The organism is Streptomyces sp. NBC_01351 (assembly GCF_036237315.1).
Classification (GTDB): Bacteria; Actinomycetota; Actinomycetes; order Streptomycetales; family Streptomycetaceae; genus Streptomyces.
Genome location: NZ_CP108357.1, coordinates 123,921 through 141,164 on the forward strand (window position 1 = coordinate 123,921; position 17,244 = coordinate 141,164).

At 67.3% G+C, this 17,244-nt stretch carries 17 protein-coding genes and 2 pseudogenes; 10 read left to right on the forward strand and 9 right to left on the reverse strand.

Annotation, left to right across the window (positions count from 1 at the left end):
- Positions 1-125: 125 nt before the first annotated feature.
- From OG625_RS39765 to OG625_RS39785, 5 genes are all read left to right on the forward strand, one after another.
- Entirely contained in the window at positions 126-1,481 is a 1,356-nt protein-coding gene (locus tag OG625_RS39765; protein WP_329391582.1) for a dsDNA nuclease domain-containing protein, read from the forward strand.
- A complete protein-coding gene (locus tag OG625_RS39770) occupies positions 1,478-2,050 on the forward strand; it encodes a hypothetical protein (RefSeq protein ID WP_329391584.1) in 573 nt (190 codons plus the stop codon). The genes OG625_RS39765 and OG625_RS39770 overlap by 4 nt, the downstream gene beginning before the upstream one ends.
- Positions 2,050-2,736 (forward strand): ATP-binding protein, encoded by a 687-nt coding sequence (locus OG625_RS39775; protein WP_329391586.1) that lies wholly within the window; start codon positions 2,050-2,052, stop codon positions 2,734-2,736. Before OG625_RS39770 ends, OG625_RS39775 begins: the two co-directional genes overlap by 1 nt.
- A 34-nt stretch (positions 2,737-2,770) precedes the next feature.
- Complete coding sequence (locus OG625_RS39780; protein ID WP_329391588.1) at positions 2,771-3,262, forward strand: hypothetical protein; 492 nt, start codon at positions 2,771-2,773, stop codon at positions 3,260-3,262.
- A 77-nt stretch (positions 3,263-3,339) separates the two neighbouring features.
- Positions 3,340-4,029, forward strand: a complete 690-nt coding sequence (locus OG625_RS39785) for an SMI1/KNR4 family protein (RefSeq protein ID WP_329391590.1) — start codon at positions 3,340-3,342, stop codon at positions 4,027-4,029.
- A gap of 53 nt (positions 4,030-4,082) precedes the next feature.
- Here OG625_RS39785 and OG625_RS39790 read toward each other — a convergent pair.
- Positions 4,083-4,688 (reverse strand): annotated as a pseudogene (locus OG625_RS39790) (IS5 family transposase); the annotation flags it as partial.
- An 89-nt stretch (positions 4,689-4,777) separates the two neighbouring features.
- Between OG625_RS39790 and OG625_RS39795 the strand changes: the two are divergent.
- The 3 genes from OG625_RS39795 to OG625_RS39805 all read left to right on the forward strand — a co-directional run bounded on the left by OG625_RS39795 (position 4,778) and on the right by OG625_RS39805 (position 8,720).
- Positions 4,778-5,836 (forward strand): tyrosine-type recombinase/integrase, encoded by a 1,059-nt coding sequence (locus OG625_RS39795; protein ID WP_329390304.1) that lies wholly within the window; start codon positions 4,778-4,780, stop codon positions 5,834-5,836.
- A gap of 419 nt (positions 5,837-6,255) precedes the next feature.
- Positions 6,256-8,172: a tyrosine-type recombinase/integrase gene (locus OG625_RS39800; RefSeq protein WP_329391604.1), complete on the forward strand. Its 1,917-nt coding sequence runs from the start codon at positions 6,256-6,258 to the stop codon at positions 8,170-8,172.
- A 59-nt stretch (positions 8,173-8,231) separates the two neighbouring features.
- Positions 8,232-8,720: a hypothetical protein gene (locus OG625_RS39805; RefSeq protein WP_329390308.1), complete on the forward strand. Its 489-nt coding sequence runs from the start codon at positions 8,232-8,234 to the stop codon at positions 8,718-8,720.
- A 17-nt stretch (positions 8,721-8,737) separates the two neighbouring features.
- On the opposite strand, the pseudogene OG625_RS39810 reads toward OG625_RS39805, so the two are convergent.
- The 3 genes and pseudogenes from OG625_RS39810 to OG625_RS39820 form a co-directional block, all read right to left on the reverse strand.
- A pseudogene (locus OG625_RS39810) lies at positions 8,738-8,938 on the reverse strand (transposase); the annotation flags it as partial.
- A gap of 66 nt (positions 8,939-9,004) precedes the next feature.
- A complete protein-coding gene (locus OG625_RS39815) occupies positions 9,005-9,424 on the reverse strand; it encodes a RacP protein (protein WP_329391566.1) in 420 nt (139 codons plus the stop codon).
- 2 nt (positions 9,425-9,426) lie between these two features.
- A complete protein-coding gene (locus tag OG625_RS39820) occupies positions 9,427-10,425 on the reverse strand; it encodes a DUF6192 family protein (RefSeq protein ID WP_329391563.1) in 999 nt (332 codons plus the stop codon).
- 594 nt (positions 10,426-11,019) lie between these two features.
- On the opposite strand from OG625_RS39820, the gene OG625_RS39825 reads away from it, so the two are divergent.
- A complete protein-coding gene (locus OG625_RS39825; RefSeq protein ID WP_329391561.1) occupies positions 11,020-12,240 on the forward strand; it encodes a hypothetical protein in 1,221 nt (406 codons plus the stop codon).
- 68 nt (positions 12,241-12,308) lie between these two features.
- Here the strand turns inward: OG625_RS39825 and OG625_RS39830 are convergent, their stop codons facing one another.
- From OG625_RS39830 to OG625_RS39845, 4 genes are all read right to left on the reverse strand, one after another.
- Complete coding sequence (locus OG625_RS39830) at positions 12,309-12,572, reverse strand: hypothetical protein (protein ID WP_329391559.1); 264 nt, start codon at positions 12,570-12,572, stop codon at positions 12,309-12,311.
- Between the two features lie 136 nt (positions 12,573-12,708).
- Positions 12,709-13,017, reverse strand: a complete 309-nt coding sequence (locus OG625_RS39835) for a hypothetical protein (RefSeq protein WP_329391557.1) — start codon at positions 13,015-13,017, stop codon at positions 12,709-12,711.
- Between the two features lie 53 nt (positions 13,018-13,070).
- Complete coding sequence (locus OG625_RS39840; protein WP_329391555.1) at positions 13,071-14,297, reverse strand: IS110 family transposase; 1,227 nt, start codon at positions 14,295-14,297, stop codon at positions 13,071-13,073.
- Between the two features lie 1,265 nt (positions 14,298-15,562).
- Positions 15,563-15,778 (reverse strand): hypothetical protein, encoded by a 216-nt coding sequence (locus tag OG625_RS39845; protein WP_329391553.1) that lies wholly within the window; start codon positions 15,776-15,778, stop codon positions 15,563-15,565.
- A 293-nt stretch (positions 15,779-16,071) separates the two neighbouring features.
- On the opposite strand from OG625_RS39845, the gene OG625_RS39850 reads away from it, so the two are divergent.
- Positions 16,072-16,287 carry a DUF6207 family protein gene (locus OG625_RS39850; RefSeq protein WP_329391551.1) on the forward strand — a complete coding sequence of 72 codons (216 nt, stop codon included), beginning with the start codon at positions 16,072-16,074 and terminating at the stop codon, positions 16,285-16,287.
- A 49-nt stretch (positions 16,288-16,336) separates the two neighbouring features.
- Here OG625_RS39850 and OG625_RS39855 read toward each other — a convergent pair whose 3' ends face one another.
- The gene (locus OG625_RS39855) at positions 16,337-16,816 is read right to left on the reverse strand and encodes a hypothetical protein (RefSeq protein ID WP_329391549.1); all 480 of its coding nucleotides are present in this window, start codon (positions 16,814-16,816) and stop codon (positions 16,337-16,339) included.
- Positions 16,817-17,244 lie beyond the last annotated feature (428 nt).

A 17,244-nucleotide genomic window follows, 5' to 3' on the forward strand; every position in this document is an offset into this window, starting at 1 on the left:
CGGGCCGCCTGGGGCAACCGGTCTTTGTGATTGTTCGGTTACGTACGGCGTATGACCTGTGGTAGATCTGTGGATCTTCGGATCGTCCGGCCGGAGCATGGCTGACTCAAGGGTCGGTAGCGGGGGTGGGCGTGGTCGATGTGTTGGCGGACTCGGTGGGTGATCCCGAGCGCTTCGTTCACCCGATTTTTCAGCTTCGCCCTGGCGAGGACAGCGGATCCGACACCCTTGGTTTGTATCGGTATCAGGCCGAGGTAGCAGCCCAGGCTTGTCTGGCCATGCTCACCCAGGACGTCATCGACTATGTCGTGTGCGAGTGGCATGAGGACTTCGTCATCGCCTTCACGAATGGTGAGGTGGAGCTGGTCTCGGTCAAGCACAGCAGCCGTACGCAGTGGACCCTGGCGGACCTCTGCAAGGACGGCGGGATAGCCCACCTGTTTGACCGGTGGTCCGCCTGCGGGCGCGCCAGCAACGTGCGGCTTCGCCTCACAACGAACGCACCTCTCAGTCCCGCGAAAGACAACGCTTCGGCTCTTGCCCGTATGTGCGGTCCAGACCCGGAGCTCACGACCGGTAGGGACGCCATGGCCAAGAGCCTGTCGCAGCACCTGCTGAAGGTTCGCTGGAAGCAGCCTTACGACAGCATCCCCGAGGTCCTGCCGGAACTGCGCAAGGTCAGCGACATCGCTGCCCCCCAGGATTTCATCGACCACGTGGCTGCCTTCATGACAGCGCTGGAGATCCAGTACAAGGGTGTGCCGTCCCATCGGCACATTACGGACATCAACATCCGCCAGTTGCTTGAGCCGGCCATCGAAGACCTTCAGCTCGTTCACGTCGACGTGAACGCCAGCTATAGACGGATCATCGAACGAGTGGAACAGGCCAACCGAAGCGAGGGCGAGCGGGGGCAGCTGGCCGCCTACGTAGCCGACTCAAGTCGAGTCCGTTACGACACCCAGATCCTGCGACGTGTCGCGAGCCGTACGCTCTACCGCAAAACGATCTTGGACGAGTTCGTCTATCGGCAAGTAGCAGTGCCGACGTACAGCCGCGGCCAGGCGCCCATGATTGCCCCTGGGGGCGCGGCACTCCGTAAAAAGCTTGCTCGTGGTCAGGTGCCGTCTGACGAGGCCGCATACGCGGAGGAGCTCCGTTCGGCCTGGTATGTGACTTGGTCAGAGCGCTGTTCCGGGCTGGCTGGGGATGCCATGGACCTGGAGAACCTGCGCTTGGAGGTCGTGGATACCGTCTTCGACTGCCGGGCGCACGCGCAGAGCGAGGTCATTGACGGAGCTGCCTACGGACAGCGGATGAATCAGCTCATCAGGCAGCGCCTCACGCCCGAGGTCGTCGACACATCCCTCCCGTTCAAGATCAACAAGCTTCACCTTCGGGGTCTGGCCTATCAACTCTGCGACGAGTGCCACTTCTACTTCTCCGCTCCCTTCGACGTCTCTGCCGGTGAAGCATCGTGACGAACGGCGTCGAGCGCCTGGCCGCGGCTGCAGAGATCCGGCGTCAGGCCCGGGGCGACGAGCGGAGGGAAGCGCGCTACCACGAGGCCCGAGTTCTTCTGCTGATCGAGCGGTTCACCACGGCGAAGAGGTCGCTGGACGGCCTGACGAAGCTGGCCAAGCTGGACTTCCTCCTGCGCTACCCGACGATGCTGGAGCGTCTGCTCATCGAGCAAGGAGGAAGCTGGCCTCCGGGAGCGGAGCCCACGTCCTCAGAGCGGCTGGCTGTGGAGAGCCGCATGACCCGGTACAAGTACGGACCCTGGGACCAGCGGTACTACAGCGTCCTAGGCTCCCTGGCCGGCCGCGCACTCATCACCTACAGCGGGTCAGGTCGCGCTCAGTTCCGCGTCACCGCAGACGGAGCGATGGCCGCTTCGATGCTGGCGCAGACCGATGAGTGGGCCGTGGTGGCTCAGCGGACCGCCCTGCTGAAGAAGCACTTCAACAAGTCGGGATCGGCATTGAAGACCCTCATCTATGATCGCCTGCCCGACGCGGTGGACAGGCCCTTGCGGACCGAAATCTGATGGCCGCCCACCTCCGATTCCTCGCCCTGACCGTCACCACCGCCACCGCGGAAACGACGTACCGCTTCGACCAGCCGGCCACCGTCATCAGCGGCCCCAGCGGTGCGGGCAAGTCCAGCCTCCTCATGCTGCTCAAACACGCGGTCGGAGGCACCGCCGTCCTGACCCCTGCGGTACGCGATCACGTCCACTCCGTGCTGGCCTCCGTCGTGGTCGGCGAGCAGCACATGATCCTCAAGCGGACGATCAGCGGTGACCGTTCCGACCGTGTCGACATCCTCGATCCCGAGACGATGATGCTCCAGCACACTCTCGCCACCCGGGCGGAAGAGGGACAACGAAGCCTGTCGGACGTTCTTCTGGACGCTCTGGGCTTCCCTCGCGAGAAGATTCCCACCACTCGCAATGGCAAGGCCGCAACCCTCAACCTGACTTTCACCCACCTCTTCCGCTACGTATACCTGGAAGCCCGCGACCTAGATCGCCAGGTAGTCGGCCACCTCGACAACCACTTCAAAAAGCAGCGCAAGGTGCTCTTCGAGCTCATGTTCGGCCTCACCACATCGGCTGTGATGGAACTGGAGAGGCAGGTGAACCAGCTCACCACGGACCTGCGGAAGGCCGAAACCGAGGAAGAGAACGTCGCCGCCTTCCTCAGTGCCTGTTTCCGATCTCGGACCCAGTGAGAGGTGGCACTCCCCTGGTGTTTAAGGTGCGGGCATGGCTGTCCCCGAGATCATCCCTATCGCCCACGAGTCGGACTATCGGACGAGCACCATCGGCCGGTTCCGCGGCGGCCAGTTTCTGGCTTCGGTCACCTATGCGTTCCCAGGTGGGTTCGTGATGGGGGACGGCTGGGAGGAGCAGAAGCGGCTCTTCGTCGTGCTGCACAAGTTCGACCACGACGGGCACCACCAGGAGTCCGACATCTGGTGCGCCGGCACTTGGGCAGAGCAGACGAAGCGCCCGCATGACGAGCGTTCCGTAATTGCCCGCGCGGATGCCCGGCTGGCCGCCGTCCTCGCCAGCCTCCCCGAGCGTGAGTACTGCGACATCGCGATCCAGCCGTTCCAGCTCACCGTTGATGGTGTGGTCTTCGGCCTCATCACGGAGTGCCATGCCGAGGACGAGGACGGCGAGCACGACTGGGCTGAGCTCTATCCGGATCGGTTGGGCTTTTCGGCTCCGTGGAACGGCGAGTACGACACCTGAGTGCGTGCTTTTGAAGGCCGGCCTGCCGGAGCCCACCCTGCTCGGCCCCGCCTCGCCGTGCGGCATAGGCTCGGCCCATGGATGACTCGATATGGGTGGGGGTGCGGGAGCGGGTGCAGTCCCTCATTGCCGCGCCGGCCGGTGACCGTGTTTTTGGCGCGATCGGGCACAAGTTCTTCCTTGAGGACCCCTTGACCCCGGCAGAGCTGGCCGATCTCGAAGGTCAGATGGGTGTGTCGCTGCCCGGGGAGTACCGCGACTTCCTTCTCTGGGTGGGCGCCGGAGGCGCCGGGCCCTCGTATGGGGTGTATCCGGTACGACTCATTCAGGGTCGCTGGCGGTGGGAGGGAGATGGAGCCGATCTGGCTGACCTATCCCGTCTGGCCGAGCCCTTTCCGCGTGAAGGTGCCGATCCTGAAGCTGTCCAGTCGCTGCTGGCCGAGCACCCCGAAGAAGAGGACTTCGAGGACATCGAGGACTTTGATGACGCCATTGAGGCATGGGAAGAGCGCTGGGAACCCGTGATGTGGTCGGCGGACCGCACTGTCGGCGCGGTCGTGATCTCAACGCTGGGGTGTGCCGCCCGCGAGTGGCTGATCATCAGCGGCCCGGAGCGTGGGCGAATCTGGTCCGACAACAGGGCGGATGACGAGGACCTGAAGCCGCTCCTCGATGAGCACGATGCTCCGATGACTTTCACCCGCTGGTATCTGACGTGGCTTGAGAGGGCGGAACGTCAGCTGGCACCGGTCCCCGTAGCGGACTGAGCTGCGGGCTCTGCGGAGGATGTCTCGGGCTTCCTTGTCCAGCTGTCGGTGCGGGGGCCTTTGCGGGTCAGTCGCCTGGTCATGAGCGTGATGGCGGCCCAGGTGATCAGCGTCTCGGAGTGTTGGACGAGCCGTTCGTAGTCACGTGCATGGCGGCGGGCATGCATCATCCAGGCCCAGGTCCGCTCGACGACCCAGCGCCGGGGCAGGACGACGAATCCCGAGGAGTCCTTGGGCCGGCTGACGGTCTTGATCGTCAGGTTCAGATGCTTTTTTGCCCAGGTCACGAGCTTGCCCGCATAGGCGGAGTCAGCCCAGACGATCGTGATCTCGGGGTGCATGAGGCGGAGACGGAAGAGGACTTCCTTGGCTGCGTGGCTGTCGTGGAGATCGGCGGGGGTGACCATGACGAGCAGGGGGAGGCCTCGCGTGTCGACCACCATGTGGCGCTTGCGGCCGTTGATTTTCTTGCCCGCGTCGTAGCCGCGCGAGTCACGGCCGACGGTCTCGGCCGCCTTCACGGACTGGGAATCGATGACGGTGGCGACCGCGCGGGGTCCTTTGCCCAGGTCACGGCGGATCCGTTGCGAGAGGGCGTCGCGGATCTGGCCGATGACACCACAGGCTGCCCAACGGGCCATGAACCCCCAGACGGTCCGCCTATTAGTTACGTGGAATCACGCGCCGCAGGATGCAGCTCGTATCCTGCGGCGTCCCCACGTTCTGAGGAGACCCGTTGGGCAGCGCAGTGGTCCTGGAGGAGAAGTGGCCGGTTCTGAGCCGGCATGAGCGGGCGGCCGAGTGGCTGCGAGTGTGGACAGATCTCGGACGGGCTCCCCGGACGATCGACGCGTACGCGCGGGGACTCGCCGAGTACCTGCTGGTCTGCGAGCGGGACGGAATCGACCCGGTCGCCGCGAAGCGTCTGCACGTGGCGGCCTTCGTGAAGGAGCTGAGCTCGCGGCCGAGCCGACGAGGAGGCAACGTCGTCGCTCTGGACTCCGGGGCCGGTCTGGCGAATGCGACGCTGCAGCAGCGGCTGGTGCCGGTTCGGCTGTTCTACGACTACCTCATCGAGGAAGGCCTGCGGGAATCGAACCCGGTCGGCCGCGGTCGCTACACGCCCAGCAGGAACTTCGGCGGCCACCAGCGCGGGCTGGTGCCCCGGCTTACGAAGCTGCCTTGGATTCCGGGCGAACAGCAGTGGCTCGACCTGCTGGCCGTCGCGCGTGAAGAGCCCGTACGCAACCGGGTCATGCTCGCTCTCGCCTATGACGCGGCCCTGCGGCGCGAGGAACTGTGCTCGCTGCGGACCGACGACCTTGACCCAGCTCACCGGACCCTCCGGATTCGGGCCGAGACGACGAAGACCCGGCGCGAACGGGTCGTCCCCTACTCGGCGGCGACCGGCGTCCTGCTATCCGACTACCTCACGCATCGGGCCACAATCAGCCGGGCCCGCGGGCCGCTGTTCTTGTCCGAGTCACGCCGCAACTACGGCCAGCCGCTGACCCTGTGGACGTGGTCGAAGGTGATCCGGCGCGTCGCGCTCGCCGCCGACCTGCCGCGGTTCTCGACCCACACCACACGGCATCTGTGCTTGACCGACCTGGCCAGAATGGGCTGGGAACTGCACGCCATCGCCTCCTTCGCCGGTCATCGCAGCACCGAATCAACGCTGACCTACATCCATCTCTCGGGCCGCGACCTGGCGGAGAAACTGAACCGGGGCATGCAGCAGATCCATTCCTGGCGCGTGGACATGCTGACCCGAGGCGCCCATCCCTCGAAGGTGGTCGCCGAGTGACCGCCCAACCGAGAACGGCTGGGCCGACAAGCCGTCCGACCTGGGCATGGTCCGTCGACCTTGCACACTATGACCGTCGCGGCCTGCTCACCGAGGCCGAGTCGGACGTGCTCCTGACACTCAGCATCGATCAGCTCCGGCGTGACGGCCTCGTCCTCGACGCGATGCCTCTGCGGCCGATCGCGCGGTTGGTGCGGCCGTTGGCGGACGCTCTCGCCGGCCTGCACTGGCCGCCGGACGACCATCACCAGCGGCGGTTCGCGCGGGACGCGGCCGGGCTCGTGCTGATCCGCTGCGGCGAGCTTCGCCGGGCCTTCTGGGGCTGGTCGGCAGACGACTGGGTGGAACTGGTGGACACCAGCGGCACCGACTTCCGACGCTCCTGGGGCGGACAGATCGGCCCCAACTCCCGGCCGTTCGTGATCGCTCTTGCCTACTTGCTCGGCGAGTTCACCGCCTTCGATCGGCTCGGCCGCTTCCAGCGGCCGACCCTGGCCACCCGGGTGTTCGGGGACGATCCCGTCGACGATGCCGTCCGGCGGATCTGCACGGTTCTGGCCGACTGGGGCTATCGCCGTGACGCCGACAAGCTGGCCGCGGTGATCTGCCAGACGCTGCTGCTGAACCGCAGTCCGCTACTGGAGGACCTGTCTACCGAGGCCCTGGCCGCACTGCGCGTCCATCCGGCGATGAGCGGACAGTGGGGCAAGGATTTCTACGGCATCCAGCGGGCGGTCGCGGCACTCGGCCACGCGGACCCGCCGCCGTCACGGCAGGAGGCCGGACCGGCCGCGATGGAGGGCGTCCCGGCTGCCTGGGCGGCTTCGGTCGAGCATTGGTACGCGACATCTACGCTGACTCCGAAGATCCGCAGCGGCTACCGCAGCGTGCTCGCCAAGATCGGTCGCTGGCTGGCCGCCGAGCACCCCGAGATCACCGAGCCCCGCCAGTGGACCCGACAGACGTGCGCGTCCTGGGTCGCAGCCGTGGACCGCATGAGCGTCGGAGACTTCTCCCAGTGGACCCGCGGCATGCAGTCGCAGAACCGCCTGGGCAAACCGCTCACGCCGCAGACGAAGTCCGGCTATCTCAAAGTGCCCCGCGCATTTTTCCGTGACCTGCACGAATGGGAACTGATCCCGCGCAGGTTCGACCCCGCCCATGCCCTGAGAACGCCACGAAGCGTCCGAGCCCTGATGGGCCCGGACCCGCGGGTGATCGCCGATGACATCTGGGCCAAGCTGCTCTGGGCGGGCCTGAACCTCGAGCCCGGCGACCTGCCGACCGCGGACGGCCGCACCTATCCTGCCGAGCTGATCCGGGCAATCACGCTGACCTGGCTGTTCGCCGGCCAACGCAGCGACGAGATCGCCCGCCTCCTGGTCGGCTGCATCCGATGGCAGCACGACGGCCTGCCCATCCCCGGCGACTCCGGAGAGGTCCTCGCTCGCGACGCCGTCTGCCTGCTGAACGTGCCGACCCACAAAACCGGTACCGCGTTCACCAAACCCGTCGATCCACTCCTGGGCCAGGCCATCGAAGCATGGCAGTCTGTCAGACCCGCTCAGCCGCCGATGCTCGACCGCAAGACCAACGAGTACGCCGACTTCCTGTTCGCCCACCGCGCCCGCCGGGTCGCAAAGCACTACATCAACACGGCGATCATCCCGATGCTCTGCCGCAAGGCCGGCGTCCCCAACGCCGATGTCCGCGGCAACATCACCAGCCACCGTGCCCGGTCCACGATCGCCAGCCAGCTCTACAACGCCAAGGAGCCCATGACCCTCTTTGAGCTGCAGGAATGGCTGGGCCACCGCACTCCCGAGGCAACCACGCACTACGCGAAGCTCACCCCGAACACCCTAGCCAGGGCTTACAACGACGCCGGCTACTTCGCCAGAAACGTACGCACCATCGAAGTCCTCGTCGACCGCGACGCGGTCACCTCCGGCGCCGCCGCCAGCGGTGAACCCTGGCAGTACTACGACCTCGGCCACGGCTGGTGCACCTACACCTTCTTCGAGCAGTGCCAGCACCGCATGGCCTGCGCACGCTGCGACTTCTACACCCCGAAGGTATCCAGCAAGGGCCAACTGCTTGAGGCGAAAGACAACCTGCAGAAGATGCTGGCCAATATCCCGCTCACCGACGATGAACGCGCCGCCGTCGACGACGGGCAGACCGCCCTCGACAAGCTCCTCGAACGACTCGCCGACGTTCCTACCCCCGCAGGGCCGACACCGAGCCAGATCGGCGCCCCCGCGACTGCGACTCTGCTGCCGGTCATCGACCTCACCACCCGCACGCGATCGTGCCGGCCCGGTGAGCCGTGCTGAGGACCCTTCGAACTTTATCCAGGTGTGGGCCAGCACGAGAAGATGCCAGAGTCACCGTCGTGACCTTGATGAACGTGCTCGTCGACTTCGCCCGGACCGGCCGTATCGGACCGCTTCACTGCGGCATGTCCCTGACCCAGGCCGAGGATCTCCTGGGTCCAGGACGCCCACACCCCGCCATCCGGATGAGACCGGACATTGACGGCTACCCCCACGCCTGGAACGGCCTGGAGCTGTCCATCACCCAACGCCTTGTAAGCGGAATCTCGATCAGTCTCCGGCCAGGCTCGACAACCATGTTGCCGCCCCTAGTCTTGCCAGACTCAGAGTCCTACCCGTCCACAGTGCTCCGAGAAGACCTGATCGCTGGCCTTGACGCAGTCGACTGCCGCCACGACATCAACGACCGCCTCACGTTCGGAGAGCAATCCAGCATCCTGACCCAACCCGCCAACGTCTGCGCGGTGTTCTTCACGCCTGGCCGTGACGACCACGTGCCCCATCCTGAACACCTCTACCTCGGCGTGATCCACAAGCACACCGCTTGACATCTTTGATTCCACAGAAAGGGCGGGTAGTCCGCCGGCAAGGCCCGCCATTTGCAGCCGGTGTCGACGACGTAGCGGATGGCGTCGACGATCTCGCGGCGGTGGTGCTTCTCGGGCCGGCCGCCGGTGGGTGTCTCGCAGGCCGGGACTGGGAGAAGGGGTTCGAGCAGGGCCCATTCGGCGTCGGTGGTGTCGGAGGGGTAGCGGCGTCGGCGCATGGTGGCGGGCCTTCAAGCGGTGCTGCCCGGGGCCCGGCCTTCGGCCGGGCCCCGGGCAGCGGGGGGTCAGTAGCTGTTGACGAGGTCGAGGGTGGATTCGATGGAGTTGAGCTGGGCGGTGATGTGGCGGACCCACTTGTCACCGGGGTGGCTGGCGGCGTGGGGTGCGACGGTGCCGGTGATGAACCGGCGGAACTCGGTGAGCTTCTCCTTGATCACCTTTCGTTCGTATGCCTCCAGGGCGGCTCGTTCGGCTCCGAGCTGGTAGCCGTCGGCCCTGGTCCAGATCAGCGGGGGCCAGCCCTGGTCTGCGATGACGTCTCGGAGGGCGGCCAGTCCGGCTCTCACCTGGCTGGGGGTGAGGTCGCTGGCGCGGGTGAGCTGGTGGAAGAGGAGTCCGGCGGGGCGTGCTTCGAAGAGCACGAATCGGACCGTGTCGGCGTGCCGCAGAGCGGCGTCGCCCCGGCGCCGTGAGGCGCGGGGCATGGCTACTGGCCTCGGAGGAGGGCGGCGAGCTCGTCGTCCATGTCGACCTTGCCGGTGTCGACTGCGTTCTCGATCCAGTCGAGGGTGGCCCTGACCTTGGCGATGTTCTGGTGGACGATCGCCTGTTCGTCCTCGGTCAGCTGGCGGTCCCGCAGGCCCGGGACCGCCCGTCCGGAGGCTGCTACGAAGGAGTGGCAAGCGGTGACCAGGTCGAGGAACTCGACCGTTCGGTTGACCTGCTTGACCGCCGGCGCGATGGGGCTGGTCCGTTCGAAGTGCTCGCGGGCCTGGCGGCCGCGTTCGACTTGGGCGTGGTTGACCTGGTGGCGGGCGGTGTCGTCGCTCATGGCCTTGAATGCGACGTCCGGGCGCCGCAGCAGGCCGGTTGTCACGGTCGCGGCGACGGTCTCGTCGCGGGTGAACTCCTCGACCACCCTGACCCGGTCCTCGACGGCGACGTGTGCTGAGACTGTGGGCCGGCGCAGCAGGTCGGTGGTGACCACTGCGGCGACTTCTTCGTCCTGGGCGAGGGCGTGGATGGCGCTGATCTTCTCCTGCTTGGAGACCGGGTTCTCGACCTGCCAGCCGAGCACTCGGCTGGCGTCGTCGGCGGTCCATCGGGTTTTGCCCTCGGGCGGCTGTTTCACGGCCGCGAATCGTTCGTCCTCGTCCTCGAGGCTGGCCAGGATCCGGTAGACGGTGAAGGAAACGCCGGGCTGCCGGTGCTCCTTGGGCCAGCGGGATGAGACCCAGCGGGCGTTGTTGACGGTGCTGTATTTGAGGCCGATGTCCTCGGCGAGCCGCGTCAGCGACTCCTTGACGGTCCATCCGGCCTCGGGCCGGGAGCCGTCGCGCGGGCGGGAGGGTTCGATCTCCAAGGCGCGGTCACCGATCGTGAACTGGCCCCGAGTCTGCTGGTCGACGACTTCGCGGAGCTCGGCCACGATCTGTTCGTATCGTGACGGGCTGACGCTTCCGATCTTCTCGTTGTCCTCGGGCATGGTGTGTCACCACCCAGCGCGGGCCATGGCACGGCCATCTTTCTGCCGTGACGGAACAAAGCCCGCTCGTCACCGAGAGTCAGACCGCAAATGGGAAGATCGCAATGAAGGACCGCAGATTACCTGCAACTGACCGAACTTGGACATCTGATGCGTTCGCGCTGCGGTTACTGTGACCGGTCCGCGAACGGATCGTTCCGCCGGCGCCAAGCCCTCACCTTGCACTTCGGCGAGCAATACACGGCCGCGAATCGCCGGTCCACCCCCGCGACCCAGCGGGCCCCGCACTCGCGGCACTTACCCTCACCGACCCCGCTCTGGACGGCGGCAAGGCGTCGGCGCAACCGCCGCTCAACCCGCCACTGCCTGGAACGACACGTCGCCGAGCAGAACACCGCGTCTGGCCTGGCGCCCGGTCGTAGCCGGTCACCACAAGCCCGACAAGCCCTCTCCATAGCCTTGTTGGCGTCCTTCGACATCAGCCAAGCCTAGGCCCCCAGGCTAGCCGGTACAGGGGTTCAGACACAGGCACTCAGGGCTACGGACCCCCGGACCGACGACGAACTACGCACCGAGCTGGCCGGCCTGCGCGACATGCTGCACAACGCCGAGACCACGCTGCGCACACTGCGCACCGAGCTCTCGGAGACCAGTGCCGCAGACGCCGTCCTGCGCGGGGAACTGCGGGCGGCCGTGCAGGCAGCGACGGCTGCCACCCAGGAGGTGCTCGCTGCCCGGGAACTGGTCGAGGCCCGTGAGTCCGTCGTCGCCCAGGTCGAACTCGACCTGCGGCGCCTCGAACGCTCCGCAACCGCGATCGACCAGCTCTCCCCCTTCCACTTCGTGGTCTGCCCGCGCTGCGCGCAACGCCTCGAAGCGCGGCCTGTCCCGGAAGATCACTGCACCGTCTGCCTCCAAGCTGATCCCGCCGAGGAGGATGTGGACCCGGCAGCCGTCCGGGAAGCGCGCAGCGCGCTGGAGCAGCAGCTGCAGGACGCGCGTGAGCTGATGCGAGCGGACGCCGAGGTCCTGCGCAGGGCCCGTGACCGATCCTCTGATGCCGAGTTCCTCGCCACCAATCTGCGCCGGCAGCTCGATGCCCAGACACGCGACGTCGTCGCCCCGCGGTTCGACGCCATCTCGGACGCCAGTGCTCGCGTCGCCGCCCTCAACGGCGGGATCGACGCCGTCCTACACCTGCGCGATTCGTGGGCGCGCGTACGGACCATCGCGCAAGCCGCCAAGAACATCACCGCGCGACGCAAAGACGCCAACGCCGAGCTCAAGGTACGCAGAGCAGAAAGCGACGCCAGACGATCCCTTGTCGGCGACCTCAGCAGTCGTTTCACCACGACCCTGATGGAGCTGAACCTGCCCTGGGAGCAGTCGGCCGTCATCGACCCGGGAACGTACCTGCCGGTGGTCGACAACACACCCTTCGAAAGCCTCCAGGCGTCAGGCGGCGCTCTCCAAGCAGGCGTCAACATCGCCTACCACCTCGCACTCCTGGAGTGCGGACTCACCCACCCCGACATCCTCGTCCCGTCGATCCTCATCATCGACTCCCCCCGCAAAGCGCTCGGCAGCAACCCCGACGACCGGGAACGAGGCCGACGGATCTACAGCCGCTTCAAAGCCCTGACCGACGCCTACGGCTCGCGCCTCCAGCTCATCATCGCCGACAACGACACCGCCCCCTTGCCGGACGACGCCTTCAGCACCATCCAACTCGACTACACCCACCCCATGGTCCCCGGGGTCGCCCACCCCGGCCCCAACCACACCACACGCACCGAAGACGAGTACCAGGCGTAGCCGCGACCTCGGTCGTGCACTGTTCCTCTTGGGTGATGCGCGCCCAACGGGGGTGGTCTCGGGGCTCCTCAGCGGATTTCATGCCGCTGTCTTCGACCAGGGCCCGCTTGGGTCAGCTGCTGGCGGTGGGTGTCCTTCTCGGCTGCGACGTACAGGGCCTGCTTCTGGCCCGTGGTGCGGTCCAGGCGGAACCAGCCGGGCATCTCGGCGACGAACGCGTCCGCATCCGGCGAGGCGGGAGGGACGTGGACTTCGCGGACGGTGTCGATCAGGTCGGGGAAGCGGCCTTCTCTCCGGGCCTGGGCCAGCTGCGCGGACAGCTGGCGGTACATGGGCGGCGTGTGCGGCAGGACGCCTTCGGCTGCGAGCCCTCCGCGCGGCCGCCGGCCCCGGGATACGGATGACATCTTCTCTCGGCTGTCGCGTGGAAAGACACCTCATGTGGCTAACAGGGCAAGTTGACCTTGGTCAGCCAGCTGAGAATGCCGCCAGCAGTGTGTCCGCCCGGACTTCCAGTTCGGGCGTCAGAGTTCCGTTCACGGTCACCATGAGCTCGTCGCCGCCGACCGCGCGGGCAAGCCGAACCTCGACTTGCCGGTCCTCACCGACCAAGGGATACGAGTACCAGCCGTCGGGCTGCTCATCGTCGGTCGCCTCGACCGCCAGGGCAACCGTCTCCCAGTCGGTGGCATCGAACCCGTAGCCCACATAGTGCGACAGCAACTCCAGGAACGACCGCAGGTTGCGCTCCCAGATCCATCCACCGACATCTGCCATTGCTCCCCCTCGGTGCTCAGGAAGGACAGCCTGTCATGGAGAGATCTCAGTGATCACCCTGCGGCAGCAGGAGGGGGAAACGCGACCGCTTCATCGAAGGGGACGCGTGCCAGGAGGCAGTGGTGCAGCTGCCCGAGCATCCGGTTGAACAGGTGCCGCAGTGCCTGCATGTGCCAGTCCCCAGTGGTCCGTCGGCGCCGGTAGTGAGCGTCAGCACCGGCCGAGCAGCCGAGGGAAGCGAAGGCCCAGAGATGGCCGACGTGGTTGAGCCGGTTGTTCTTGACGAACCGGCGCCCGACGTAGTGCCGTTTGCCAGAGGCCCGGGTGATGGGGGCCGCGCCCGCGTATGCCTTCAACCCTCCGGCAGTGGCGAACCGCGTCCGGTCGTCCCCGATCTCCGCCAGGATCCGCGCGCCGATCTGGGAGCCGATGCCGGGAAAGCTCAGCATGATCGAGGCATCGGGATGAGCTCGGAAGGCTTCCTCTGTGGCCTGGCCAAGGTCGGCGACCGCTTCGCAGGCGGCGTCCAGCTGCAGCAGCAGCGCCGCGGCCTGCTTGCCCATCGCTTCTTCAACCAGCGGGACCTGGTGCGGGGCCTCGCGGCGGAAAAGCTGCTGCAGACGCTCGGCATCGGCCTCGATGTTCCTGCGCCGGCCAGCCCGCTTCATCATGGCCGTCAGGCGCCAGAGCGGCAGCTTGGCGGCCAGCGCGGGCGTCGGTGCCACCGCCAGGACCCGGCGCGCGTCGGCGCGGGCCAGACCGCCCTGCTTGTCCTTGAACGCCTCCAGGAACGCCGGGAAGTACTCGCGCAGCAGCGAACGCAGCTGGTTGCAGAGCTGCTGGCGGCTCCAGACCGCGTCCTGCTGAGCTCGGGCCAGGACAGCCACCGCCTGGGCCAGGTCGGTGTCGGCCGCCAGCGGCCGGTGCATCGGCATGTCCGTGCGGATGATGTTGGCGAGCACGAGCGCGTCGCCAGGGTCGGACTTCTTGCGACTCACCCCGTGGCGGTCTCGGTAGCGAGAGGCCGCCATCGGGTTGACCGCGAAGATCTGCCGGGGACCCTGCCGCAGCGTGGCGACCAGCAGGCCGCGGCTGGTCTCGATGGCCACCGGGATCGGCGCCTCCGCGGTGTCGCCGTGCTCCGCCAGGAGGTCCAGCAGCAGGCGGTAGCCGTCCAGATCATCGCCGATGCGGCACTTGGCCAGCAGCTTGCCGGCGCCGTCGACGAGCGCGACGTCGTGATGCCCCTCCGCCCAGTCGATCCCGCAGAACACATCCATGAATCCCGCCCCTTCGCCAGTGCTGTTCTCGAAGACGAGCACACGGGGCCGCACGGCGCACTAATTCCAGGACTCCAAGGTCCGCCACCTCATCAGCCGTGCGCGGCACCGCAAGGCCGCACGGGCGCACGCCGTGTCCAGAGCTCGAAGCTCGTGAGGAAGAACGCGTCACCGTGCGGCAGCTCATCCAACGAGGATCCCGAACCCGACAGGCCCGTGGGGGCAGAACGTGCGAGGACCGGCCGGCGCCCAGCGCCACCAGTCTTTTCAAAGACCTCGCACGATCGGAGGTGTCGTAGGGGTCACCACGGCACCGACCGGACCACACACGTCCTGCCCCGGGCTGGACAACGCCGCCCCGGGCCCCTCAGAGATCCAGAACCTCTAATTACTAACGAATTAGAGGTGTCGTTTTCCGAAAGGGGCTTGCCCACGGCCATTGACCTGGGCAAACGGAAGATCATCGAATTCGGGGGGTCCCACCTCCGGTCACACCTACGGTCCCCCGCCTAGTGCACCCCTACAGACAACTGTCCAGCACCCTTCCGGTACAACCCCCACCATCACGCCCCGCCCCCGTTCCGAGCCCTCCCCCAACGCTGCCCGTCTCCTTCGACCAGCCCAACTCGATCTCAGCACCAACCTCGCCCGACACCCTCTTACCCCCTCCCAGACCTAATGTCTGAGTAACCAGACCTCACCACGGGCCCTGTGAGCTGCGAGAACGGGAGGACTCCGGCGTTACACCTTCCCCCACGCATCCCCCTTTGGGTTCCCTCCATGCATCCCCCTCTGGGTTCCCCCGATGTATCCCCCCATGTTTCCCAGGCCCTTGAGTCGGCCGGCTTCGGCGTGCCGTTGATCGGGATCGCCTAGAAGGGCTCCCTGACGCCTGGCACAGACACCGCCGCGGTGCGGTGCGTGCCGGCTCCGCGCGGGGAGGTCGGAGCGGGCACTCGTGCATCAGGCGTCAGGGCCGCCCATGGGCCCGCTCCTGGAAGCTCGGAGACTCCGGGAGGGTGTGCGTCCCGGTGCATCAACGAGCGCGCTGCCGGGCCCGATACGGCCCCGGCAGCGCGCTCGTCGCCCGCGTGCCGGGGCTTCGTCCTGCCAGCGGACTCACCAGCCGGTCTTGGTCCTTCTGACCTGGGACGGGGAGGTTAGCGGTGACTACGGAATTCGTCACTCACTGGGCTGGACAGCGGTTCTCACTCACCGGGGCGCGGGCCTCCTGATCGCGGTCCGGCCGGGGCGGGTTCGTGGGGTCAGCGGGTGGGATCCCATGCTTCGGGGCTGGCGCCTCGCCATTCCACGAAGCCGGGGTCGGTGAGGTCTACGTCCTCGGCGTTCTCCAGCCCGGCGTCGGCGAGGAAGACACGGATGTCGGACGGGCGGTGCGCGACCCCGATGGCGACGCCGTCGTAGCGCACCCGGCGCCAGCCCTGCTCGTCGGGCGGGTAGACGGTCAGCTTGGCAGCCATGCGCCCAGCCTGTTCCCGTCACTCCCCACCGGCACCCGGCCGCGCGCGAACGGGTGACGCACGCCGAAGGCAGCAGCTCGCGGACAGCTGCACTGGCGTCTTCGGCCGCGAGGTACGTTCAGCAGTACGGGGTGCGGCCCTGGCCACAGGGGCCGCGACGGGGGCCGCACCCCGACAGCACGAGAGCGTCCTGCCGGACGATGCCCGCGGCCGGCGCCAGATCCCACTCCCTCGTGCGAGTGGAGCCGAGGCCGTCGGCGAACCGTCTCGGTTCCCGCGCCGTCGCAGCGGTCATGAAGCCGATCGACGAGAAGCACATCGCGGAGCCCGGCCTGGTGGTGCTGGACATCACCGGCGGGGACGAAGACACAGTCCGGGCCGTCATGGCCACGCTGGAAGAGCGTTGGGCGACCTCGGGCATCGCCTCCGTACGCCGGGATCCTGGCGAGCCCGGTGTCCGGGCCCGGATCTACGCCGACGTCCTGCGCCCGGGGCGGGTGGGGCTGTAGCCAGAAGCCTGGGCAAGCCGCCCTCGCAGGGAGCTTGCCCAGCCCCCGTTCAGGCTTGCCCGACAGCCGGCTCCCACAGGGGGCGGGCAAGCCCGGTCCCGTCACAGTGGAAGCACCTGCCGTCGCCGGGGGTGCTGCGGGCACCGATGGTGTTGACGGCGTGGCGCAGGAGCCCGGCGAGGCCGTCGACGTGGGCTGGGTGCAGCGCGAGTTCGCGGCATTTGCCGACCAGGACCTCGAGCGCGATCCCGGGGCTGGCGTAGCCGAGTTGCGTGGTGATGCCGTGGGTGACCGTGCGGATGAGGTCTTGGAGGTGGCCCATCGTCTCTGCCCCGGACAGCTCCACCCGTGCGGTGAAGAGGAGGTCGTCCGGCTCGGTGAGGGACAGCAGCGCAGCCGGTCGCTCGAACGGCACGAGGCGACCGACCGGTTCGGGGTGGGACGCATGAAGGCGTGCCAGGGCGTGCCACATGTCGCCCGGATCGCTCTGTCCGAGCTCGGCCGGGTTCTCCTGCTTGTTTCGTCTCATGCCTCCGGTGTACGGCCGGCTAGGGGGTGTGGGCCGGCTCCGGGCTGCCGCTTCCCAGACGGTGACGCCACGACCTTGGGAAGCATGCCGCCCTGCGGTCCGGGCGCCCCTGGGCAAGCCATTCGTGCGGAGGGGCTTGCCCACCGGGCACGTGACCGATGCCCGGTCGCCGGACTGCGCGTGACCGATCCGTCTCCTGTGGTCGGTCAAACAGCACGTCAACGTCGTGACCGACCCGTGCAACTCCGAATCGGTCACCAGCCGTCGGTCAGCCACGGCTTCCCGAGAAGCCCCAGGCGGACCATGGCCGACGCCGCTGTCTCCGGCGTGCTCGGGCCGGGGCGGGCAAGCCTCCGTTCGGGACGGCTTGCCCAGCCTTCCCGCAGGTGACGCTGCGGAGGGGAACGCAGGGTTCTTGGCTGGCCGAT